20 protein-coding genes and 1 tRNA gene are annotated in these 20717 nt (G+C 60.0%); 9 read left to right on the top strand and 12 right to left on the bottom strand.

The genetic code is table 11. From position 1 onward, the window contains the following. Positions 1-52 precede the first annotated feature (52 nt). The 4 genes from QZ268_RS03740 to scpB are packed head-to-tail and all read left to right on the top strand — an operon-like array spanning position 53 to position 4149. Positions 53-1678, top strand: coding sequence for an SPOR domain-containing protein (locus tag QZ268_RS03740; RefSeq protein WP_295448193.1), 1626 nt, complete (start codon positions 53-55; stop codon positions 1676-1678). Next, positions 1654-2682 carry a beta-N-acetylhexosaminidase gene (gene nagZ / locus QZ268_RS03745; RefSeq protein ID WP_295448196.1) on the top strand — a complete coding sequence of 343 codons (1029 nt, stop codon included), beginning with the start codon at positions 1654-1656 and terminating at the stop codon, positions 2680-2682. Before QZ268_RS03740 ends, nagZ begins: the two co-directional genes overlap by 25 nt. Beyond that, a complete protein-coding gene (locus tag QZ268_RS03750) occupies positions 2675-3472 on the top strand; it encodes a ScpA family protein (protein WP_295448200.1) in 798 nt (265 codons plus the stop codon). Before nagZ ends, QZ268_RS03750 begins: the two co-directional genes overlap by 8 nt. Further along, entirely contained in the window at positions 3472-4149 is a 678-nt protein-coding gene (scpB, locus tag QZ268_RS03755; protein WP_295448203.1) for an SMC-Scp complex subunit ScpB, read from the top strand. Before QZ268_RS03750 ends, scpB begins: the two co-directional genes overlap by 1 nt. Positions 4150-4491: 342 nt before the next feature. On the opposite strand, the gene QZ268_RS03760 is transcribed toward scpB, so the two are convergent. The 9 genes from QZ268_RS03760 to QZ268_RS03800 form a co-directional block, all read right to left on the bottom strand. Beyond that, positions 4492-5703 carry an MFS transporter gene (locus tag QZ268_RS03760; RefSeq protein WP_295448206.1) on the bottom strand — a complete coding sequence of 404 codons (1212 nt, stop codon included), beginning with the start codon at positions 5701-5703 and terminating at the stop codon, positions 4492-4494. A gap of 175 nt (positions 5704-5878) precedes the next feature. Then, entirely contained in the window at positions 5879-6958 is a 1080-nt protein-coding gene (locus QZ268_RS03765) for a 2'-deoxycytidine 5'-triphosphate deaminase (protein WP_295448209.1), read from the bottom strand. A 132-nt stretch (positions 6959-7090) separates the two neighbouring features. Continuing rightward, positions 7091-7167, bottom strand: a tRNA-Pro gene (locus QZ268_RS03770). Positions 7168-7244: 77 nt separating this feature from the next. Continuing rightward, on the bottom strand, positions 7245-8540 hold the full coding sequence (locus tag QZ268_RS03775; RefSeq protein WP_295448212.1) for a MerR family transcriptional regulator: 1296 nt from the start codon (positions 8538-8540) through the stop codon (positions 7245-7247). Between the two features lie 132 nt (positions 8541-8672). After that, a complete protein-coding gene (gene ihfA, locus QZ268_RS03780; RefSeq protein ID WP_295448216.1) occupies positions 8673-8975 on the bottom strand; it encodes an integration host factor subunit alpha in 303 nt (100 codons plus the stop codon). A 93-nt stretch (positions 8976-9068) separates the two neighbouring features. Next, entirely contained in the window at positions 9069-10040 is a 972-nt protein-coding gene (locus QZ268_RS03785) for a beta-ketoacyl-ACP synthase III (protein ID WP_295448219.1), read from the bottom strand. A gap of 20 nt (positions 10041-10060) precedes the next feature. Beyond that, entirely contained in the window at positions 10061-11167 is a 1107-nt protein-coding gene (gene plsX, locus QZ268_RS03790) for a phosphate acyltransferase PlsX (protein ID WP_295448222.1), read from the bottom strand. Between the two features lie 39 nt (positions 11168-11206). Next, on the bottom strand, positions 11207-11413 hold the full coding sequence (gene rpmF / locus QZ268_RS03795; RefSeq protein WP_027240639.1) for a 50S ribosomal protein L32: 207 nt from the start codon (positions 11411-11413) through the stop codon (positions 11207-11209). A 221-nt stretch (positions 11414-11634) separates the two neighbouring features. Continuing rightward, positions 11635-12177 carry a DUF177 domain-containing protein gene (locus QZ268_RS03800; protein ID WP_295448227.1) on the bottom strand — a complete coding sequence of 181 codons (543 nt, stop codon included), beginning with the start codon at positions 12175-12177 and terminating at the stop codon, positions 11635-11637. A 98-nt stretch (positions 12178-12275) separates the two neighbouring features. Here QZ268_RS03800 and bamE point away from each other — a divergent pair, with 98 nt between their 5' ends. The 3 genes from bamE to QZ268_RS03815 all read left to right on the top strand — a co-directional run bounded on the left by bamE (position 12276) and on the right by QZ268_RS03815 (position 15516). Then, entirely contained in the window at positions 12276-12746 is a 471-nt protein-coding gene (gene bamE / locus QZ268_RS03805; protein WP_295448230.1) for an outer membrane protein assembly factor BamE, read from the top strand. Positions 12747-12853: 107 nt separating this feature from the next. After that, a complete protein-coding gene (locus tag QZ268_RS03810; RefSeq protein ID WP_295448233.1) occupies positions 12854-13651 on the top strand; it encodes a GNAT family N-acyltransferase in 798 nt (265 codons plus the stop codon). Positions 13652-13713: 62 nt separating this feature from the next. Then, the gene (locus QZ268_RS03815; protein ID WP_295448272.1) at positions 13714-15516 is read left to right on the top strand and encodes an ATP-binding cassette domain-containing protein; all 1803 of its coding nucleotides are present in this window, start codon (positions 13714-13716) and stop codon (positions 15514-15516) included. A gap of 140 nt (positions 15517-15656) precedes the next feature. On the opposite strand, the gene QZ268_RS03820 is transcribed toward QZ268_RS03815, so the two are convergent. Further along, on the bottom strand, positions 15657-16412 hold the full coding sequence (locus QZ268_RS03820; RefSeq protein ID WP_295448236.1) for a 3-hydroxyacyl-CoA dehydrogenase: 756 nt from the start codon (positions 16410-16412) through the stop codon (positions 15657-15659). Positions 16413-16474: 62 nt separating this feature from the next. Beyond that, positions 16475-17422 carry a GNAT family N-acetyltransferase gene (locus QZ268_RS03825; protein ID WP_295448239.1) on the bottom strand — a complete coding sequence of 316 codons (948 nt, stop codon included), beginning with the start codon at positions 17420-17422 and terminating at the stop codon, positions 16475-16477. Between the two features lie 27 nt (positions 17423-17449). On the opposite strand from QZ268_RS03825, the gene QZ268_RS03830 reads away from it, so the two are divergent. Then, entirely contained in the window at positions 17450-17605 is a 156-nt protein-coding gene (locus tag QZ268_RS03830; protein WP_295448242.1) for a hypothetical protein, read from the top strand. Between the two features lie 235 nt (positions 17606-17840). Here the strand turns inward: QZ268_RS03830 and tyrS are convergent, their stop codons facing one another. Further along, complete coding sequence (gene tyrS / locus QZ268_RS03835) at positions 17841-19097, bottom strand: tyrosine--tRNA ligase (RefSeq protein WP_295448245.1); 1257 nt, start codon at positions 19095-19097, stop codon at positions 17841-17843. A 197-nt stretch (positions 19098-19294) separates the two neighbouring features. Between tyrS and QZ268_RS03840 the strand changes: the two genes are divergently transcribed. Continuing rightward, the gene (locus tag QZ268_RS03840) at positions 19295-20407 is read left to right on the top strand and encodes an anhydro-N-acetylmuramic acid kinase (protein WP_295448248.1); all 1113 of its coding nucleotides are present in this window, start codon (positions 19295-19297) and stop codon (positions 20405-20407) included. The last annotated feature ends 310 nt before the right edge of the window (positions 20408-20717 follow it).

Consider the following 20717-nt stretch of genomic DNA (forward strand, 5'->3'; position numbering starts at 1 on the left):
GCAGTCAGGTGAGATGTATCTCGCCTGACTCTCAAGGGCAGTAAGGCGGATTATGGCGTATTTTGCGCAGGCGGGCTCTCATCAGCCCCATTCCCATAATGACTCCCGGAATGAGGGAGCTTCTGATCACTTTGGACAGGGGGGCGCCAGTCAAAACGCCTCTGGCCCCACCGTCGCTGGCCCCAAGGTTACAGTGAACCCACATGTGACAGCGCGTGCCTTTGCGCCCGGGCAGCCACAGGCTGCGCCGCAAGCCGCGCCGCGCAAGGTGAGCCCGTTTCCGGCGGAAGGGCCAGATCTCTACGCGAACTATCAGCCACGTGCCTCAGAGGATGAGACCGCCGCTGCGCCAATTGCCTTTGCTGCGCCAGCCGCAACGGCGCCGCTGCAACAGGCCAAGCTGCAGGACTATGTGAGCGAAGATTATGGCGTTCCGGGGATTGGCACACAGGACTATACTGCGCAGACCTTTGGTGGCGACACCTACGCTAACGATCCTCAGCCGGTGCAGTCCTCTGGCGCAACGGTGTATGGCGGGCAGGAAAATATCGCTCAGGACCATGCTCCTGAGGGCACCTACGGCGCGGCCTATGGCGGCGCTGCAGCGCAGAGCTATGGCTATGAGCCGCAAGAGGGTGCAGCAGACTATCGCTATGATGACGACAGCAGCTATGCGACGGCTGGCACGTCCTCTAGCGCGTCCACAGGCCTGGCACGGGTCACTGGCCTGGTGGGCGCAGCTGCCTCTTTGGCGCTGGTGGTCGGGCTGGGCCTTTGGGGCTATCAGCTGGTCATGCGGGACGTTAGCGGCGTTCCCGTTGTCCGCGCTGTTGAAGGACCAATGCGGGCGCAACCGGAAAATCCAGGCGGCAGCCAGGCGGATCATCAGGGGCTTTCGGTGAATTCCGTTGCGGCCAATGGAACTGCCGAAGCGCCAGCCGAACGCTTGACCCTGGCGCCGCAGCCAATTCAACTGGCTCAGGATGATCAGCCCATGTCGCGCCTCACAGCTCCGCAGGCAGATGTGCCGCCGCAGGTGATCAACCCGGCGGGCCAGACGGACCAGACGGGCCAAACTGCCACGGCACAGATCTCTGAGGCCTCGGTGGCCGCCTATCGCAATGGCGACATCGACGCTTTGGTGGCTGAACTCACCGAGGGGGTCACCCCCCTTGATCCGACGCAGGATCAATCGGCTTCGCAGCCCACAGTAGCGCCGGTAATCGTACAACCTGAGCCGCTACAACCTGTTGAAATCGCAGCGATTGGTGCGGCTACCGCGCCCTCTTCTGCGCTGCTCAATGCGCCCGGTGTCAAGATCTCTTTGCGTCCGAACCTAAGGCCAGCACGCTTTAGCCCGGCTGTCGCACAGACCTCTCCTGGCCGTGGCCGGGCGACGCTCGAAGTTGATCCGAAGAGTCTGCCAGCTGGAACTCGACTGGCACAATTGGGCGCCTATGAAAGCGCCGAAGTGGCCCGTGCGGAATGGGATCGCATTTACAGCCGTTTTGAGGATTATCTGGAGGGGAAAACCCGTGTCATCCAGCGGGCCGAAAGTGGTGGGCGGACCTTCTATCGCTTGCGGGCCATGGGCTTTGACGGGCTGTCGGATGCGCGCCGGTTCTGCTCGACTTTGGTTGCCGGCAAGGCGGATTGCATTCCGGTGACAACACGGTGACGGCCTGTGGCGCCACAATTTTAGATGCCGAAGGTCTGGTTCTGAGTGCCGAAGAGAAAGCGTTCTTTCGGCAGGCGGACCCTTTTGGCTTTATCCTCTTTGCTCGCAATATTGACAGCGCTGACCAAACCCGCGCGCTCTGCGCTGAGCTGCGCGAAGCTGTTGGCCGTAACTGTCTGATCACCATCGACCAGGAGGGAGGCCGGGTCCAGCGCCTGCGCAGCCCGCTGGCGCGCGACTGGATGTCGCCGCTGGACCATGTGACACAGGCTGGCGCACAGGCTGAGCGCGCCATGTACCTGCGCTATCGCCTGATCGCTCAGGAGCTGCTGGATCTCGGGATCGACAGCAACTGCGCGCCGGTTGGTGATCTGGTGACATCAGACACCCATGATTTTTTGAAAAACCGCTGCTACGGCGACAGCCTTGCGCAGGTGATTTCGCTGGCCCGCGTAACGGCGCAGGCGCATCTGGATGGCGGCGTGCTGCCGGTGTTGAAACACATTCCGGGCCATGGGCGCGCAACTGTGGATAGCCATAAGGACCTGCCGTTTGTCTCGGCGCCACTGGATACGCTGCGGGCGCAGGATTTTGCGGTGTTTGAACAGCTGAACGACCTGCCCATCGGCATGACGGCGCATCTGGTCTACGGCGCACTGGATGCGCTGCCAGCGACCATTTCCAAGAGTGTCATGGCAATGATCCGCAATGAGATCGGCTTTGACGGGCTGATGATGACCGATGATATCTCGATGAAGGCCTTGTCCGGCACCCCTGCGCAAAACGCGGCAGCGGCCCGGGAAGCGGGCTGTGATCTGGTGCTCTATTGTAATGCCACGCTGAGCGATCGTCGTGCCGTGGCCGAGGCCGCAGGAGCAATGGATGCGGCAGGTCTGGCCCGGGCTGAAGCGGCCTTGGCGCAGCGACAGTCCCCCAGCCCGCTTGACACCGCCGCAGCGGAGGCCGAACTTACCGCCTTGATGGGCGGAAAGGTCTATGTCTGAGCAAAACCTGTTTCACGAAGTCACCGCGCGGTCCGTCGAAGAGCGGCTGGCAGCGGAGGCGCTGATTGTTGATGTCGACGGCTTTGAAGGGCCGCTCGATTTGTTGCTGACACTCTCGCGGACGCAAAAGGTCGATTTGCGCCGGATCTCGGTGCTGGAACTGGCCCGGCAGTATCTGACCTTTGTGGAACACGCCAAGGAGCTGCGCATTGAGCTGGCGGCGGATTACCTGGTGATGGCGGCCTGGCTGGCCTATCTTAAATCGCGCCTGTTGCTGCCCCCTGATCCCACCGAAGACGGTCCATCCGGGGCGGAGCTTGCGGCGCACCTGGCCTTTCAGTTGGAACGGTTGCAGGCGATGCGTGATGCCGCCGCCCGTCTGATGGGGCGCGATCAGATGGGGCGTGACTTTTTTGTACGTGGCCAGGATGAAAACATCCAGCGGATCAGGACGGTGACCTATTCCGCCAATCTGTTGGACCTGATGCAGGGCTATGCCCGGATCCGCACCAAGGATGATTTCCGCCCCTTTGTGATGGACCGCGACAGCGTTTTTACCATGGAAGAGGCGCTGGAACGCATGCGGGCTTTGATCGGCTTTACAGGCAGTTGGACAGATATGCTCAGCTATCTGCCGGATGGCTGGCATAAGGATCCGGTAAAGCGGCGCTCGGCCACGGCCGCCACCTTTGCGGCCTCCTTGCAGCTGGTCAAGGAAGGGCGGCTTGAAATCCGCCAGAACGAGAATTTTGCGCCCATTCAACTGCGCAGCCTAGACGAGGAAAGCTGATGCAGCCCCCCCATAGCGCCCCCCCCGCCAGTGATCCGCAAAGCGACAGCGACAGCCTGTTTGATGCCCCGCCCATTGCCGAACAAGAACGCATGGTCGAAGCGGTGCTCTTTGCCAGTGCCACGCCGGTAACCCTGCGTGATCTGGAAGGTCGGATGCCCCATGGCTGCAACCCGGCGGCTGCACTGGAACATCTGCGCAAACGCTACGAGGGGCGCGGAGTTCGGGTGGTGCAGGTCGGCGAGGCTTGGGCTATGCGCACCGCGCCTGACCTTGGCTTTCTGATGCAAAAAGAGATCGTCGAAACCCGCAAGCTGAGCCGCGCCGCAATCGAGACCCTGGCAATTATTGCCTATCACCAGCCGGTGACACGGGCCGAGATTGAGGAAATCCGGGGTGTTTCGGTGTCGCGCGGCACAGTGGATCAGCTGCTGGAGATGGAATGGATTCGCATTGGGCGGCGGCGGATGACGCCGGGGCGACCAGTGACCTTTGTGGTGACGCCAGTGTTTCTGGACCATTTTGGGCTGGAAAGCGCCCGCGACCTGCCGGGGCTGAAAGAGCTGCGCGCCGCTGGCCTGTTGGAGAACAGACCGCCTCCGGGCAGCCTGCCAATGGGGCAGGGTGGTGAGGACGACGAAGAGGTTGGCGATCAACCCGAGCTGTTTGGCGAGTAGGCCGACCCCAGCTTTGGGTGCGCGGTGGCCTTAACGGGGGGCATCTATCTGTCAAGGAATTGCCCAATTCTGCTGCTAGAAGCTGCGGTTGTGATGTAATTGGCAATGGAGCGCTGCCCTGGGCAATTGACGCTTCTGGCTTTGGGAGAAACGTGATGAACCTTGATATGATTATAAAAATGGTGATGCGGCGTTTGCTGGGCAAGGCCGTAAATGCGGGGGTTGATGCCGGGCTTGGTGCTCTATCTGGGCGAAAATCACGCGGCTCGGATCGCAGCAAGCCGTGGGCAGAAACCCCGGCAGAGGCGGAAGCCCGTGCCGAACGGGAGCGTGTCCGTGCTATCAGACAGGCGCGTCGGGCGAAACGGGATCAATAGGACCAAGCTCAGGGCCTTTGCGTAGGCTTATTGCGGCTTCGACGGCCTCGATAAGGCAGAGGAGTGCCGAAAGCGCCAGGCATCCCTTGAGCCCCCACAGAGGAAAGAGCAGAGCGCCCGCAAAAGGGGCGGCAAAGACGCAGAGATAGGTGATGGTACTATAAAGCCCCATAATGGCGCCGCGTTGTTCAGGATCCAAACTGGTAAGCCTCGCCACCAGAAGGTTGAGGCCGAGGTGCTGAAAAATGCCCCAGACCAGTGCAAAAACCAGCAGCAATGTGTAGGTTCCGGCAACGCTGAGCATCACCAGATAGGTGAGGGCGATCAGCACAAAGACAGGCGGCGTGGCACGGGGTAACCCCAGCCGGTCCAGCAGCGGATCAAAAATCACAGCCAAGCCAAAGCCAATACCGTAAAACAGTGGCAACAACCCCGCCTGGGCGGTGCTAAGCTCCAGTGTGAGGGTCACATGAGCGCCGGTGAAAAAATAGGTGGTGTAAAAGCTGAGCATCAGCAGGCAGGAGGCCAGCAACCCGCGCCGAATGCCCGGCACCCGCAGTGCCGTCAGCGGGGAGCTGGCCTGCCCAGCCGAGTTGGACGTAATCTTACCCAGCCCTGCTGAGCTGAGCCAGAGAACCGCCGCCAGCAGCGCCAGGGCCAGATAGACCACCCGCCAGCCCGCCAGATCCGCCAGCCATGCGCTGAGGCTGACCCCGAGCACCATAGATAGGGTCCATCCCGTCAACACCAGGCCAACAACGCGGGCTTCGCGCCCCTTTGGGGCAATCATCGCCGCCAGGGTGTAGATCGAGGGCAGGGCGGCGCCTCCTGCCAGACCACAGAAAACCTGCGCTGCTATCAAGCCCCAAAGCCCCGGCGCTGCCGCACTGGTGCCCAGCCCAAGAACCAGCACCAGCAGGGCAATGCGCAAAAGCCGCCCCGCTCCGATTCGGTCGCCCATCGGGGCCAGGGTGAGGGCCGCCGCCGCAACGCCAAGCCCATAGGCGCTGGCAGCCTGCATGACCCGGGCCGGATCAGTGCCCAGATCATTACCCACAGCCAGAACCAGCGGCGATAAAAGCAGCGAATTTGAGCCGACAATGCCAATTGCGCTCATCAAGATCAGGATCGAGGCCCAAAGCGGTTGCTGCAGCGGCGGAGAGGATAGCGGTGGCATATGATGCACCTTTTGCGCGGGGTATTACCCTGCTCCTAGCCTCAGCGCCTCTGGAAGGAAAGCCCAGGCTGCAAGCTGCGTCACGTCATAGCCCGCTACGAGTTGAAAGAGGTCAGGCCTTGCTGGGGCTACAGGAGTAAGATTGGAAGCCGCCGCCAAAACAAGGCTAAATCTATCAGCGCGGGGATTTGAAATGCTTTGACAGCTTCAGGCCCTGGCCCTGGTAATTGGATGCAATGCCAGCCCCGTACAGCTGCTTGGGCAACGCGCTCATGCGCTCATAGACCAGGCGGCCGACCACCTGTCCGTGTTCCAGAACAAAGGGCGCCTCGTGGCAGCGCACCTCCAGCACCCCGCGCGAGCCGGTGCCGCCGGCAGCATCATGGCCAAAGCCGGGGTCAAAAAAACCTGCGTAATGCACCCGGAATTCGCCCACCATTGCAAGATAGGGCGCCATCTCGGCCGCATAGGCCGGGGGGATCTGCACGGCTTCGCGGCTGACCAGAATGTAGAAGGCGCCCGGATCCAGAATAATGCGGCCAGAGGTGCTGTGCACCTCCTCCCAATAGTCCTGTGGATCGTATTCACCGATCCGATCCAGATCAATCACCCCGGTGTGCGGTTTGGCACGGTAGCCCACCAGATCTGATCCGGGCAGACGCAGATCGACAGAGAAGCCCAGCCCGTCTTCGATCACGGCTGTGCCGTCCACCAGGGGGCTTTGCTGGTGCAGATCGGCCAGTTCAGCATCGCTGAGCACGGCTTGGCCTTGGCGAAAACGGATCTGGTTCAGCCGCATCCCCGGACGTACCAGAACCGAAAAGGAGCGCGGGCAAATCTCGGCATAAAGCGGACCGCTGTAGCCGGGTTTGATCCGGTCAAATTCCACGCCGCCATCGGTGATGGTCCGGGTCAAAAGATCAAGGCGGCCGGTAGAGCTTTTGGCATTGGCCACCGCTGATACATCCTGGGGCAGCGCCAGCCCTTCCATCAGCGGCACCAGATAGACGCAGCCCTTTTCCAGCACCGCGCCATCAGTCAAATCAATGCGATGCATTTCAAATTCGCTGATCCTGTCCGCGACACTGCAGTCCTGCCCCGCCAAAAAAGAGGCGCGGACACGGTAGGCAACGGTCCCGAGCCGCAGGTCAAGGCTGGCGGGTTGGACCTGCCCCTCGACCAGAGGCTGGGCCAGAGTGATCTCGCCACGTTGAAACATTTTTTCAATAGCTTGGCTGGGTAGAACGCCGGTCATGATCCATTATCCTCTGGCTACGCAATGCCGATATAGCAGACCGATAGCAGCTCTTTCGGGTTTTGGCAAAAGTTGCAAATAGCTGTGCCAAAAAGCAAAAAACCGTTTGAGTGAAAACACTCAAACGGTTTTTGGTCGGGCTAGCAGGACTCGAACCTGCGACCTTCCGTCCCCCAGACGGACGCGCTACCAGGCTGCGCCATAGCCCGCTGATGACGGGTTCTACTGTATTTCCCGGCGGGGGCAAGGGGGTATTTCCGGTTTTTTTTCCGTGGCGGAGAATATTTTATCCCGCAGCGAGGATTGCGCGCAGCTCTGCAGCGCAGTTCGCAACATCCGCTGTAACATGGGCAGGCAGGCGAGAGGTCTGCGCAAGCAGAGAGAGCACGGGTCCCGCTTGGACGGAATGCGCCGCAATAGGCTCTGGCTGCTGCGCGGTATCTCCAGCTTGGGTTGGCTCGCTCTGCTCAAGAGGCGGCAATGGGGGCTGAGCGGGGTCTTCGAGCGGCTGGGCCTGGGAATGATCCGCTGCCACAGCGGCGGGGTGATTCTCTGGCTCCTGGGGCTCAGGCGCCTGTGCTGTGCTCTCTAGCGGCGCAGGCTCGGCCGGGGCAGCCGCGTTTGGCGCTGTATCTGCCGGGACAGTATCTGTCGGCACCGGGTCCGCCGCCGCCGTGTCGACGGGTGTCATATCGGCAGAAGGCATGTCATCCACCGGAGGCATGTCTACCGCTGGGGTATCTGGCTGTGGCGGTGTGGACGGCGTCTGGATCTGGGCGGCGGGGGCAAGCTCCGCAGGACCGTCGAGCTCCATATGCATCTGTTCTGGTTCTGAATCCACCGGCTCGGCGGTGGGCGGCACCAAATCAACCTCAGGAGACGGATCTGGTTCAACGGGATCTGTTTGCGGCAGCAGTTCTCCCCCGAATTCGGATGGGCTGTCGGCAGCGGGGGACGCAGCTTCGGCTCCGGCAGCCAAGTCAGAAGCCTGCTCTGCCGCGTGGGATGATTCGCTCTCAAGGGGGGCATAGGTCTCATCCGCGAGGGGGGGCGTTCCGGTGCCGGGGTCCACAGTGCGCGCCAGCGCGGGCTCGACAGCGGTTGGGCTGGACGATGCCACAGATTTTTTGTCGCTCAATCCCGGCGGTTTTTGGTATTTCCGAGCGGTATCTTCGTCCGTCTCTTCTTTAACAGGGGACGAGGATATGGTGTGTTGCGGGTCTGGTGCCGAAGCCCCCGTTCGCGCAGCACCCTTGGGGAGGGGCGGGGAATCCGCCAAAACATTATCTGATGGCGGCCCATCTGACTCCAGGTCATGGGACAGCTGACTCACATGGGCGATGCCAAGATCCCGCAGAATCGCCTGCACCTCTTTGATCGACAGCCCGTCTTTGTGCAGAAGCTTCCTGATCCCGCCTAGCAGAAGCATATCCGCGGGTCGGTAATAGCGCCGACCACCAGCCCGTTTTACCGGTTTGATCTGGGTAAATTTGCTTTCCCAAAAGCGCAGAACATGAGCCTGCACGCCGAGCCAGTCCGCGACTTCGCTGATGGTGCGAAAGGCGTCTGCTGATTTTGACATCTTTTTAGTTCCAATGATCATGCTCTGGGAAGAGCTTTGGGGGCTGGCCCAACCGAGGTGCCTTGGTCAGGCAGAGCCAGTCAGAGGGCAGGAAATGTTCAGACAAAGACGACCACAGGCAGGGAGGCCGCGTTATTTGCGGTTTCCGTCTGCGACCCGGTCTTTCATCAAATGGGAGGGGCGGAAGGTCAGAACGCGCCGGGGCTGGATCGGAACTTCTTCGCCGGTTTTGGGGTTCCGGCCAACACGAGCAGACTTGTCCCGGACACTAAAGGTGCCAAAAGACGAGATTTTTACTTGCTCACCCATCACGAGGGCATCAGACATGTGCTGTAACATGCTCTCTACCAGCTGGGCGCTTTCGTTTCGAGACAGGCCGACTTCACGAAAGACAGCTTCGCTCAGATCCATGCGTGTAAGAGTTTTTTCGCTCATGCTAAATCCCCGTTGTTTCTCAAATCATAGGGGCAGGGGAATTTCCCTGTCAATATCAATGAATTGCAAGAGCCCTGTTTCCTAGCTTCGTAGCTACCAGCGCAACACTACCGCGCCCCAGGCCAGACCGCCGCCAATAGCTTCGGTGACAATCAGGTCGCCGGGCTTGATTTGGCCGCGTGCCTTGCCCACCGACAGCGCCAGCGGGATCGAGGCGGCAGAGGTGTTGCCGTGATCCTGAACCGTCACAACCACGTTGTCCATCGACAGGCCCATCTTTTTGGCAGTGCCTTGAATGATGCGGATATTGGCCTGGTGCGGCACGATCCAATCGACGTCAGCGGTGGTGAGTTCGGCACGTTCCAGCGCGGTATTGGCGGTTTTTGCCAGTTTTTCCACCGCATGGCGGAACACCTGGTTGCCCTGCATGCGCAGATGGCCGGTGTTCTGGGTGGCAACGCCGCCATCCACATAAAGCAGATCTTTGTAGCGACCGTCAGAATTGAGGTCGGTGGCAAGAATGCCGCGATCGTCTTTGCTGCCACTCTGGGTCTGGGCTTCGAGCACAAGTGCGCCCGCCCCGTCGCCAAACAAAACGCAGGTCGATCTGTCGGTCCAATCCATGATGCGGCTAAAGGTTTCCGAGCCGATTACCAACACGCGCTCGGCCTGGCCGGACAGAATCAGCGCATTGGCGTTGGTCAGGGCATAGACAAAACCGGCGCAAACCGCCTGGACGTCAAAGGCAAAGCCATTGGTCATGCCCAGATTGGCCTGCACCATGGTTGCGGCAGAGGGGAAGGTCAGATCAGCGGTGGAGGTGGCCAGAACAATGGCGTCGATATCTTTAGCGTCCAGCCCGGCGTCTTTTAGCGCCGCCAAGGCGGCTGCAGTTGCCATTTCAGAGGTGGTTTCCCCCTCGGCGGCAAAATGACGCCGCTCAATCCCCGAGCGCGACCGGATCCATTCGTCGCTGGTTTCCAATGAGGCTTCGAATTCCGCGTTTTCCACCACCCGCTTGGGGAGATAATGTCCTGTGCCAACCACTACTGCACGTCGCGTCATTCTATGCCTGCCTTTTGGAGTTATTTGGTGGGATGCTCAGCATCCTGGGGATCTGCGTCATTTTGGGTAAGCTCGACGACAGATGCAACCCGTGCTGCGAGCTTTTCAGCAAAGCCTTGTTCGGCCAGCAAGAAGGCGAGTTTAACCGCTGCCGAGATGCCGGTCGCATCGGCACCACCGTGGGATTTGACCACCGTGCCATTCAAACCCAGGAACACGCCACCGTTGACCCGTCGCGGGTCAATGCGTTTTGCAAGGCGCGACAGCGACGTATAGGCCAAAATCGCTGCAATGCGAGAAAGGACCGAGTATTCAAAGGCTTCCCGCAGGGTGGTGCGCAACATGCTGGCCGTGCCTTCGCCGGTCTTGATGGCAACATTCCCCGTGAACCCATCGGTCACGATCAGGTCAACCGCATCTCCGGGGATGTCGCTGCCTTCCACAAAACCAACAAATTCATAATCGGCTTTTTCCGCCTGTGCCGCGATCAGCGTATGGGCCTCTTTCAGCTCGGCGTGGCCTTTGTGGGCCTCGGTGCCAACATTGAGCAGGCCGACGCGAGGGCGGCGGATATTCATGGAGTTGCGCACGTAAGAGGTGCCCATGAGGGCGTATTGCAGCAGATCCTGGGCATCGGCGCGCACATCGGCGCCAACGTCCAGCATCACGTTAAATCCCTGCGGATTGCGTGAGGGCCAGAGAATCGCAATGGCCGGACGGTTCACGCCGGGCATTTTGCGCAGGCGCAGCATCGACAGGGCCATCAAGGCACCGGTGTTGCCGCAGGACACGGCGCCGGCGGCCTCGCCCTTATTGACCGCATCCAGAGTGGACCACATCGAGGTGCCCTTGCCATTGCGCATGACCTGGCTGGGCTTGTCGTCCATGGTGACAACCTTCTGGGAGTCGCGTATTTCCACGCGCCCGTCCAGAATGCGGCGCTTTGCCACCAGCTGGGCCAGTTCTTCGGCAGGGCCATGCAGCAAGAAACCCAGCTGAGGGTTCTTCTTTGCAGACATGGCAAGACCGGCCACTACAACAGCAGGGCCGGCGTCTCCGCCCATGGCGTCAACCGAGATCACAATGCGGTCGGATTTTGTCACTGATTGATCGGGTTTACCCGTCATGCAAAAATCCGCCCCGCAAAATGTGTGATCGTCGCGATCTTATGCCGCGTCTTCGTCGATTTCGACGTCGTCATTCATGGCAACAATTTCTTTGCTGTCATAGTTGCCGCAGGAGGGGCAAACGTGGTGTGGGCGCTTCAACTCACCGCAGCTCGAGCATTCGTTCGGGTTTGCAGCAACCAGAGCGTCGTGCGCGCGGCGGTTGTTACGGCGCGACTTGGATACTTTATTCTGTTGGACGGCCATGTCTCAACCTTCGTAATTGGGGCCTTGGGATTTTGCCCGCGGCGCGTTTCACATTCGTTCGTTAGATCGGTAGGCGAGCGTTTAGGCCGCAGCCTCTCCGATGTCCAACCAAAAATTCCGATGAGCGCGCGAAAATACTGAGAATCTCCGTCTGCGCAAGCGGTTTTTTAAGCTAGGCGGCCCAATGATGCCACCCGGAAAACCGACATTAAGATAGTTTTTTAGCTCTCATTGTCCGAGTCCATCTGTTTCTTGAGCGCGGCAAGCCCGGCAAAGGGTTTGACATCGTCCTCGCGCATCGGGGCAACCCCGGGCTGGCTGTAGACAGCCTCGCCCAGTTCCGCGCCCTCTTTGCGGGGATAGGCCGGGATCAACAAGGATAGCGCCTCGATCATCACAACTGCAGGGTCGATGGTATCCTGCAGCGGTTCTATCCGCTCATCCGCATCCATTTCCACCTCAGGATCATCGGGTTCCGATAGTTCCGAGACAAAAATCCGCTCAACTTTTTCATCGATTCGGGTGGTCATCGGTTCCAGCGTCACCACGCAGTCCTGCAAAACCGTGGCGCCCAAATGAGCAGTGAGCTGCCAGTCGCGACGGCCCTTGGTACTGACGGTTCCGGTGAAGCGGAGCTTACGCAAACCCTTGATATCCAGCTCATGGGCCAGTGTTTCTAGCGTCTTTGCATCTGGGTGCAGATCAAACGCGGTTGCCCTGTTCTGTGGCAGATCGGACACCTTTAGAGTGGTGCTGTCAGTCATGTTGGCTACTTTCGTTTCTTGAACCGGGCGTCTGCATTAGGTAATCGGGTTCAAAGGCGTGTTCAAGCCAGAGGCAATGCAGTGTTGTGGGGATCATCATGAATGCACGGAAAGACCAGCTGAGATCAGCGGTGAAATATGCGGCCGGGGTGTTTGCTGCGGTGGCCTTGGCCGGATGTAGCGCGATCTATCAGAAACACGGCTATACCCCCACCGAAGAACAACTGGCCGAGGTCGTTGTTGGGGTTGATACAAAAGACTCGGTCGCCGAGACGGTTGGTATCCCCACGGCTTCGGGGGTTTTGAACGATGGTGGCTACTACTATGTGTCGACCCTGATGCGCACACGTGGGGCTGGCGCCACAAAGCCTGTGTCGCGATCCCTGGTCGCCATCAACTTTGACTCGCGTGATGTCGTCTCGGGCATCGAGCGGTACAGCCTGGAGGACGGCAAGGTGATTCCGCTGGAACGCCGTGTCACCAGCTCCAGCGTTGAGGATAAGACATTTATCCGACAGCTGCTTGGCAGCTTGGGCAACTTCAACCCAGGTTCCTTGCTGGAGGAATAACCTTCGGAATTTCGCTGGGGCGCGCGATGCGCCCCGGTCAGGTTTGTCTGAATTGTGAGGAATGGGGCGCGTGGTGCTGCCATTTCCGTGGGCAAGGAGGGCTGGGAATGGCAGGCAGAGACGACAGAGGGGCGCTGGCAGCGCTGCCCGTTTCAGGTGTGCTGCTGGAAAAGGGGAGCTACCGGGCGCGACTGGCGCTGGGGGCTGACGATGTTCTCGCGGCACAGCGGCTGCGGGCGCGCTGCTTTGCAACAGGGACTGTGGATCAGGACCAGTTTGATGCAGACTGTTTGCATGTGCTGATCGAGTGCCGTTCATCGGGGGCGCTGGTGGGCTGTTTCCGGCTTATGCTGCTCGAAAGCGGCCAGGAGCTGTCGCAGAGCTATTCTTCACAGTTTTACGATCTTTCACGGCTTGTCGGTTTCTCAGGGCGTATGTTGGAACTGGGGCGCTTTTGTCTTGATCCTGGTGTTCTGGATGCTGATGTTCTGCGTCTGGCCTGGGGGGCTGTCACCAGCATGGTGGATCGGCAGGGGGTTGCGCTGCTGTTTGGCTGTTCCTCCTTTGCCGGAACATCCCCCGAAGCCTATATCGAGGCCTTTGCCTTGTTGCAGCGTCGCCACCTGGCGCCGCCGCTCCGGCGTCCGGGGCTTAAGGTGGCTGAGGCCCGCTCCTTTACTGACCTGTTGCAGGGCCGCTCAGCGCAGCAGAAGCCGGATCTGAAACAGGCTCAGGCCCAGTTGCCGCCATTGTTGCGCAGCTATCTGGCGATGGGTGGCTGGGTCAGCGATCATGTGGTGGTCGACGCCGCGCTCAACACCTGCCATGTTTTTACCGGGCTCGAGGTCACAGCCATTCCCGCAGCGCGCAAACGTTTGTTGCGGGGGGTTGCAGAGCCGTTGTGAGCGTTGACCTTGCCGCCCGCGCGGTTTAGCTGGCTCACATGGCACGTATTCCTCTTTTGCAGATGACCGGGATCTCCCTCACTTTTGGCGGCGATCCCATCTTTTCAGATCTCGATCTGGTGGTGCAACCTGGTGACCGGGTCGCCCTTGTTGGGCGCAACGGATCCGGAAAATCCACCCTTATGAAGGTGATGGCAGGGCTTGTTGAAGCCGATACCGGGACACTTGTTGTGCCTTCTGGGCGCTCGGTCGGCTATATGGAGCAGGACCCGCAGATGACCGGCTTTACCACCCTGGGAGATTTTGCCGCCAGCGCACTGGACCCGGGCGAGCTCTATAAGGTGGAGCGCGCCGGTGAGGGGTTGAAATTTGATCCCGACCGCCCTGTGGCCACCGCATCCGGCGGCGAGCGCCGCCGCGCGGCCCTGGCCAAGCTGATGGCGGAGGCGCCTGATCTGATGCTGCTGGACGAGCCAACCAACCATATGGATATCGAGGCCATCACCTGGCTGGAAGCCGAGCTGAAATCCACCCGCGCCGCCTATGTGCTGATCTCACACGACCGGGCCTTTTTACGGGCGCTGACACGGGCGACGCTTTGGGTCGATCGCGGTCAGGTGCGGCGGCAGGAAAAGGGCTTTGAGGGCTTTGAGGCCTGGCGCGACAAGATCTGGGAAGAAGAAGACCAGCAGCGCCACAAGCTGAACCGCCTGATCAAAAGTGAAAGCCGCTGGGCGGTTGAAGGCATTTCAGCGCGGCGCAAGCGCAATATGGGCCGGGTGCGGGCGCTGCATGAGCTGAAAGACCAGCGCGCAGGCCAGATCAAACGCCAGGGCGCTGCGGAGCTGGCACTGGACGCTGGCCCCAAATCCGGTCGCAAGGTGATCGAAGTCGAAGCCCTCAGCAAAAGCTTTGGTGACAAGCAGATCGTTTCTGATTTTTCCCTGAAAGTTCAACGCAGTGACCGGGTGGCCTTTGTTGGTCCCAATGGCGCGGGAAAAACCACATTGCTGAAGCTGATGTTGGGGCAGGTGGAGCCTGACGCAGGCTCGGTCAAACTAGGGACCAATCTGGAAATCGCGCTGTTTGACCAAACCCGTGACCAGCTGGATCCCAATGCCTCGCTTTGGGAAAACCTGACCTCGGATCCTTTGCTTGGGATTTCCGGCAAGGCGGATCAGGTCATGGTGCGCGGGGTGCCCAAACATGTGGTGGGCTACCTCAAAGAGTTTTTGTTTGATGAGGCCCAGGCCCGCGCGCCGGTGCGGTCGCTTTCGGGCGGCGAAAAGGCACGGTTGCTGCTGGCCCGTCTGATGGCGCGGCAAAGCAACCTACTGGTGTTGGATGAACCGACCAATGATCTGGATGTGGAAACGCTGGACCTGTTGCAGGAACTGCTGGATTCCTACGAGGGCACCGTGCTTTTGGTCAGTCACGACCGGGACTTTCTGGACCGGGTGGCCACCACCACCATCGCCATGGAGGGCGATGGCAAGGTGACCGCCTATGCAGGGGGCTGGAGCGACTATATCAGCCAGCGTGGTGGTCTGCCGGGCGGTGACAAAGGCGAAAAACCGCAGAAGATCAAAGCGCAAAAAGCCCAAGCTAAGGATGCGGCGGCAGAGCCCAGCGCCAAAGAGAAGCTGTCCTTCAAGGAAAAGCACCGGCTGGAGGCCTTGCCCGCAGAAATAGAACGGCTGGAGCAAGAGATCGCCAAGCTGCAAGAGCTGATGGCCGATCCGGCGTTGTTCACCCGTGAACCGGTCAAGTTCAAAAAGGCCACCGAGGCCTTGGTCGAGCGACAGGAGAAGCTGGCAGCTTCTGAGGAAGAGTGGATGATGCTGGAAGAGAAATCAGAAAGCTGACGTTGTTCGTGAGGTGAATAATTTATTGGTTAACAGTTGATTAACGGGAAGTGTTAACTTTAAGCTTATCCCGTAATTCGGGGCGAGGGCGCGGCGGTTTTGCCGCGCCTCTTCTTTTTTCTGGGTGTTAAAGCTGGCGATCAGCGCATCCGCAAGGCACCGTCGATGCGAATGACTTCGCCGTTGAGATAGCCCATTTCGGTGATGAACCCGGCCAGGCGGCCGTATTCTGACGGATCGCCCAGACGCACTGGGTTTGGCACATCTGCTGCCAGTTGCTGTTGCACCTCTTCTGGAAGCCCCGCCAGCATTGGCGTCATAAAGATGCCTGGCGCAATGGTCATCACCCGAATACCGGTAGAGGCCAAATCGCGTGCCATCGGCAGGCACATGCCAACAACGCCGCCTTTGGAGGCGGCATAGGCGGCCTGGCCTTTTTGGCCATCATAGGCCGCAATGGAGGCGGTGTTGATGATCACACCGCGGGCACCATCGGATTCGGGGGTGTTTTTGGCAATTTCAACAGCGGCGAGCCGGGCCACATTAAAGGTGCCAACCAGGTTAATGTCGATGGTGCGCTTGTATGCATCCAGGGGGTGGGCGCCGTCGCGGCCGATGGTTTTGATTCCATAGGCAATACCGGCACAGTTCACACAGGCGGAAATGCGCCCCATTTTCTCAACCGCAAAGGCAATGGCTGCGCTGACCGAGTCCTCATCGGTGACATCGGTTTGAACAAAATGCCCGCCGATCTCTGCGGCGACCTTGGGGCCGCGGTCTGCGTCGCGATCCAGAATGGTGACTTGAGCGCCGTTTGCGGCAAAATGGCGTGCTGTGGCCTCTCCGAGGCCGGAGGCGCCGCCGGTAATGATGGCGCAGGTCTGTGCGAGTTTCATAAAACAGGGTCCTTCAGGTATCTGAACATCTGTTCAATAACTATCACATGCAGCCGTTCTGTCTAGCGCGACGTGGCGCTCATCAGTCTGCTGTCCCAGCGGGTCAGGGGCGAGAGCAATCGCCCCATCGGCAGCCACAGCGCCCAGGTGCCGCCCAGTTGCGACAGGCGGGCTCCGGTGCCCAGTTTGAACCTGGCAAGCCCCGGCGCATCTTCGGTATTGACCAGGCCAAGGTCCAATTGTTGGCAGCCTTGGGCGGCGAGCCAGCTCATTGCCTCCCACATCAGCAGATTGTGGGCGGAGAGAGATTTTCCGGCCGGGGTGGTATGAGCAATGTGATAGGTCGCGCCGCGCCCATGGCGCAGGATCAGGATGGCGGCAACTACTTCGCTGCCGCTGAAGGCTTGAAACAGCTTTGCCTTGCCTTTGTTTTCTTGCGCATAGGCGAGCGTCAGCGCGATGGGCCAGCTGCGATAGCCACGCTGCTGCTGTTGCACCTGATCTGCGGCCAAGAGCCAATGGCGTGCATCCAGCGGCATGTTCTGGCGGCTGACCTTCAGCCCGTTCGACTGGGCGCGGGTCAGGCGATTGCGCCATTTCTGGTGCAGGGCGGCTTTGCGTTGCGCGGCGGTGTTTCCCAGGTCAAGCTGGGCAACACAGGCCGGGCTGACAAGCGGCAGGGCGCCAATCTGTGCAAGTGCGGGGCAGGGGTGTTCGGGAGACAAGATCACCGGAGTTTTGCCAAGACCATTGGCCCGTAGGGCTGCGGGCAATTGGCTGGGCTGGGGAAGCATCGCGCGATTGATCATGGCGAGCCGCAGTCCCGAGGCAAAGCGGCGGGTGGTGACGAGGCTGTTGTGTAGCTCTGGCAGAACAACGGGGGCCTGTCCCAGGGCTTTCAGGGCCCGTGCAAATTCTGCAGACTGCGCCAAAGCCGTGAGGCCAGCGCTGCCGCAAGCTTGCGGCGGTAGGGAGAAGGAGGGAGAGGCAGATACATGGAAGTCCAGCATAGGACCATTTACCAATCAGAAACCTAAATGATGGTTAATGAGGGGATGAAAAAGCAAACCCCTGTTCTGGGCCAGATCGCGCCAAATCCAAAGTTGACCCTGTCGGCAGCCTTTGCTGTGGCAAGTGTTTTGTCCATCCCGGTCTTCTTGCTGTTGAGCCTAGTGGAGTGGTGGTTCTTTTAGGGGGTTGAGTTGACTGGGCGGTTGTACCGGGCCAGTTTCAACGGGCGGGTATATATCAGGGTTTGTTCGTGAGGCTCTGCCTCACACTCCGAGGTATTTCTGGAAAGATGAAAAGAGGTCAGCTGGGAGTGGGCTGCGTCATGGCGTCTTTGGGGTGGGCTGGGCGCGGGCCTAAGGGGGCGGGCCGGTGGTAAAGGGGCCGCTGAGCCCCTTTGAGTGTTTATGAACCCGCTGATCAGTCTGCCAGTTGCACCAGCGCGTGGCGCTTTTTACCGGCGCTGAGCTTGATGGGGCTGGACAGCGCCGCGGCGTCGATCATCAGGCCTGCGTCGCTGAGCGGTTTGTCGTCCAGTTTGGCGCCATTTTCACTGATCAGTCGTTTGGCGTCTTTGCCCGATTTTGCCAGGCCAGATTTGACAATCAGCTGAACGATGGAGATGCCATCGCCAAGCTCTGCCCCGGTCAGGGTCAAGGTTGGCAGATCATCGCCGATGCCGCCCTTTTCAAAGACGTCACGGGCGGTGGCCTCGGCGGTGGTCGCGGCCTCGGCCCCGTGCAGCAGTTTGGTCACCTCATTGGCAAGGATGACTTTGGCGGCGTTCACCTCAGACCCTGCCAGGGCGCCGAGGCGTTCACATTCATCCACCGGCAGTTCGGTGTAGAGTTTCAGGAAGCGGCCCACGTCGGCATCGGTGGTGTTGCGCCAGAACTGCCAGAACTCATAAGGAGAGCGCATTTCTGCGTTGAGCCAGACAGCGCCGTCCTGGCTTTTGCCCATTTTTTTTCCGTCTGAGGTGGTCAGCAGCGGCGTGGTCAGCCCGTAGATGGAATTGTCCAGTACCCGGCGGGTCAGATCGATCCCGTTGACGATATTGCCCCATTGATCCGAGCCGCCCATCTGCAGGATGCAGCCGTAGCGGCGGTTCAGCTCTAGGAAGTCATAGGCCTGCAGGATCATGTAGTTGAATTCGAGGAAGGACAGCGACTGCTCTCGGTCCAGCCGCGATTTGACCGATTCAAAGGCCAACATGCGGTTGACCGAGAAATGGCGGCCAATGTCGCGCAGGAACTCAAGGTAGTTGAGCCCGTCCAGCCATTCGGCATTGTTCAGCATCAGCGCCTTGTTGGGTGCGTCACTGTCGTAGTCGATATAGGCCGAGAACACCTTTTTGATGCCAGCGATGTTGTCGTCGATCTGGGCGTCATTCAGCAGCGGGCGCTCATCGGCGCGAAACGAAGGGTCGCCCACCTTGGTGGTGCCGCCGCCCATCAGGGTGATCGGCTGGTGGCCGGTTTTCTGGAACCAGCGCAGCATCATGATCTGGATCAGCGAGCCCACATGCAAGGATTTTGCTGTAGCGTCAAAACCGATATAGGCAGGCTTAACACCCTGCATCAGGGCCTCATCAAGGCCTTGATAATCGGTGCAATCAGCAAGGAACCCGCGTTCCATCATGACAGCGACAAAGTCCGATTTTGGGTGATAGGTCATAACATGCCTCGGTGTTTGGTTTGCGACGTGCTGTATAAGGCGCAAATTGTCCACATGGAACCTGTTTTCCCGACAAAATTTCAGCTGCGCGCTAAGGCAGTTCCCTGTGCCAGAGCAGACTGCTATGCAGGGGCAAAGGCTCCGGGCGATTGCCGCGGGTATCGGGGCGCCTTTGGCACAATGAGACGAGACGGTAGATGAGAAAAGCAATCGCCAAAACCGGCGTGGTCCGGGCCCTGGGCGCGATGAGTGGCACCTCGCTGGATGGGGTGGATGTTGCGGTGGTTGAGACAGATGGCCTAACAATCGTGGGCTTTGGCCCCAGTGGCTACCAGGCTTACTCGGATGTCGAGAGAGGGGTGCTGCGCGCAGGCCTTGGGCATTGGCACGGCGCCGAGGTTGAGGCCGCCGCCGAGGTGGTGGAAGCCAAGCATATTGCGGCGCTTAGCGGGTTTGAAGATATCGATCTGGTTGGGTTTCATGGCCAGACATTGGCCCATGCCCCGCGCCAGCAAGGCACCCTGCAGGTGGGCAACGGCGCGGCACTGGCCGAGGCGTTGGAACTGCCGGTTGTGTGGGACTTTCGCAGCGATGATGTTTCCATGGGCGGCGAAGGCGCGCCGCTGGCGCCGTTTTTCCACTTTGCCTGTGCCAAATATATCAAGGCCACCGGACCGATATGTTTCCTGAACCTCGGCGGGGTTGGCAATCTCACCTATGTGGATCCGCGTTTGGACAGTCCGGAAGCGCCCGGTGCGCTTTTGGCCTTTGATACCGGACCAGCCAATGCGCCGATCAATGACCTGTTGCAGGCACGGCTGGGGCTGGCGTTCGACAAGGACGGGGGCGTCGCCAGCAGCGGAGAGGTTGAGACCGGCGCGCTGGAGCTGTTCCTGGCTGAACCCTATTTTGCCCGCATGCCGCCCAAGTCACTGGACCGGAATGACTTTGCGGAGATGATTGATCTGGTGACAGAGCTGAGTGACGCAGACGCCACCGCCACTCTGACGGCCATGTGCGCGGCCTCGGTGGCGCAGGGGATGGAACACTGCCCGGAGCCGCCTGCGGTGGTTCTGGTGACTGGCGGCGGGCGGCACAATCCGGTGCTGATGCAGATGTTGGCGGTCTCATTGGACTGCCCTGTCAAACCGGTTGAGGCGGTCGGGCTGGATGGTGACATGCTGGAGGCCCAGGCCTTTGGCTTTCTGGCGGTGCGGGTGGCCCGTGGTCTGGCGACCTCCTGTCCGGGCACCACAGGCGTGCGGGCCTGCGTCGGCGGCGGGGTGATCAGTGTGCCGGGAACTGACTAGGGGTACGGGCTATGACGCCCATTTCAGTGGTTGCGGCTAATGGTTCTGGCTAATGGTTCCGGAAGGTCAAAATCCGCGTGGTCTGCGCGTAACACGCGCCTGCCTTGAGTGCAGGTTGTGGGGACAAAGCGGTGCAGAGTCTGCATGACGGGGATCAAAACATCTGCGGGCTCGGCCAGAGTGAGGTCGTGCTGAAAACAGTTTACCTGTCGTTTGCCATCCTGTGCCGGGATGGCCTCCAATTGATGGTTGCCGAGGGCAATTACCCGGTCCCGATGCCAGGGGAGACCCCGATCTGATGCCATGGGAC

Source organism: uncultured Pseudophaeobacter sp., assembly GCA_905479575.1.
In the GTDB taxonomy this organism is placed as follows: Bacteria; Pseudomonadota; Alphaproteobacteria; order Rhodobacterales; family Rhodobacteraceae; genus Pseudophaeobacter.

Excerpts from the sequence above, each read along its gene's own strand:
- QZ268_RS03740 (WP_295448193.1), top strand. The coding sequence starts at position 53 with ATGGCGTATTTTGCGCAGGCGGGCTCTCATCAGCCCCATTCCCATAAT.
- QZ268_RS03750 (WP_295448200.1), top strand. The coding sequence starts at position 2,675 with ATGTCTGAGCAAAACCTGTTTCACGAAGTCACCGCGCGGTCCGTCGAA.
- scpB (WP_295448203.1), top strand. The coding sequence starts at position 3,472 with ATGCAGCCCCCCCATAGCGCCCCCCCCGCCAGTGATCCGCAAAGCGAC.
- QZ268_RS03760 (WP_295448206.1), bottom strand. The coding sequence starts at position 5,703 with ATGCCACCGCTATCCTCTCCGCCGCTGCAGCAACCGCTTTGGGCCTCG.
- QZ268_RS03765 (WP_295448209.1), bottom strand. The coding sequence starts at position 6,958 with ATGACCGGCGTTCTACCCAGCCAAGCTATTGAAAAAATGTTTCAACGT.
- QZ268_RS03775 (WP_295448212.1), bottom strand. The coding sequence starts at position 8,540 with ATGTCAAAATCAGCAGACGCCTTTCGCACCATCAGCGAAGTCGCGGAC.
- ihfA (WP_295448216.1), bottom strand. The coding sequence starts at position 8,975 with ATGAGCGAAAAAACTCTTACACGCATGGATCTGAGCGAAGCTGTCTTT.
- QZ268_RS03785 (WP_295448219.1), bottom strand. The coding sequence starts at position 10,040 with ATGACGCGACGTGCAGTAGTGGTTGGCACAGGACATTATCTCCCCAAG.
- plsX (WP_295448222.1), bottom strand. The coding sequence starts at position 11,167 with ATGACGGGTAAACCCGATCAATCAGTGACAAAATCCGACCGCATTGTG.
- rpmF (WP_027240639.1), bottom strand. The coding sequence starts at position 11,413 with ATGGCCGTCCAACAGAATAAAGTATCCAAGTCGCGCCGTAACAACCGC.
- QZ268_RS03800 (WP_295448227.1), bottom strand. The coding sequence starts at position 12,177 with ATGACTGACAGCACCACTCTAAAGGTGTCCGATCTGCCACAGAACAGG.
- bamE (WP_295448230.1), top strand. The coding sequence starts at position 12,276 with ATGAATGCACGGAAAGACCAGCTGAGATCAGCGGTGAAATATGCGGCC.
- QZ268_RS03810 (WP_295448233.1), top strand. The coding sequence starts at position 12,854 with ATGGCAGGCAGAGACGACAGAGGGGCGCTGGCAGCGCTGCCCGTTTCA.
- QZ268_RS03815 (WP_295448272.1), top strand. The coding sequence starts at position 13,714 with ATGACCGGGATCTCCCTCACTTTTGGCGGCGATCCCATCTTTTCAGAT.
- QZ268_RS03820 (WP_295448236.1), bottom strand. The coding sequence starts at position 16,412 with ATGAAACTCGCACAGACCTGCGCCATCATTACCGGCGGCGCCTCCGGC.
- QZ268_RS03825 (WP_295448239.1), bottom strand. The coding sequence starts at position 17,422 with ATGCTGGACTTCCATGTATCTGCCTCTCCCTCCTTCTCCCTACCGCCG.
- QZ268_RS03830 (WP_295448242.1), top strand. The coding sequence starts at position 17,450 with ATGATGGTTAATGAGGGGATGAAAAAGCAAACCCCTGTTCTGGGCCAG.
- tyrS (WP_295448245.1), bottom strand. The coding sequence starts at position 19,097 with ATGACCTATCACCCAAAATCGGACTTTGTCGCTGTCATGATGGAACGC.
- QZ268_RS03840 (WP_295448248.1), top strand. The coding sequence starts at position 19,295 with ATGAGAAAAGCAATCGCCAAAACCGGCGTGGTCCGGGCCCTGGGCGCG.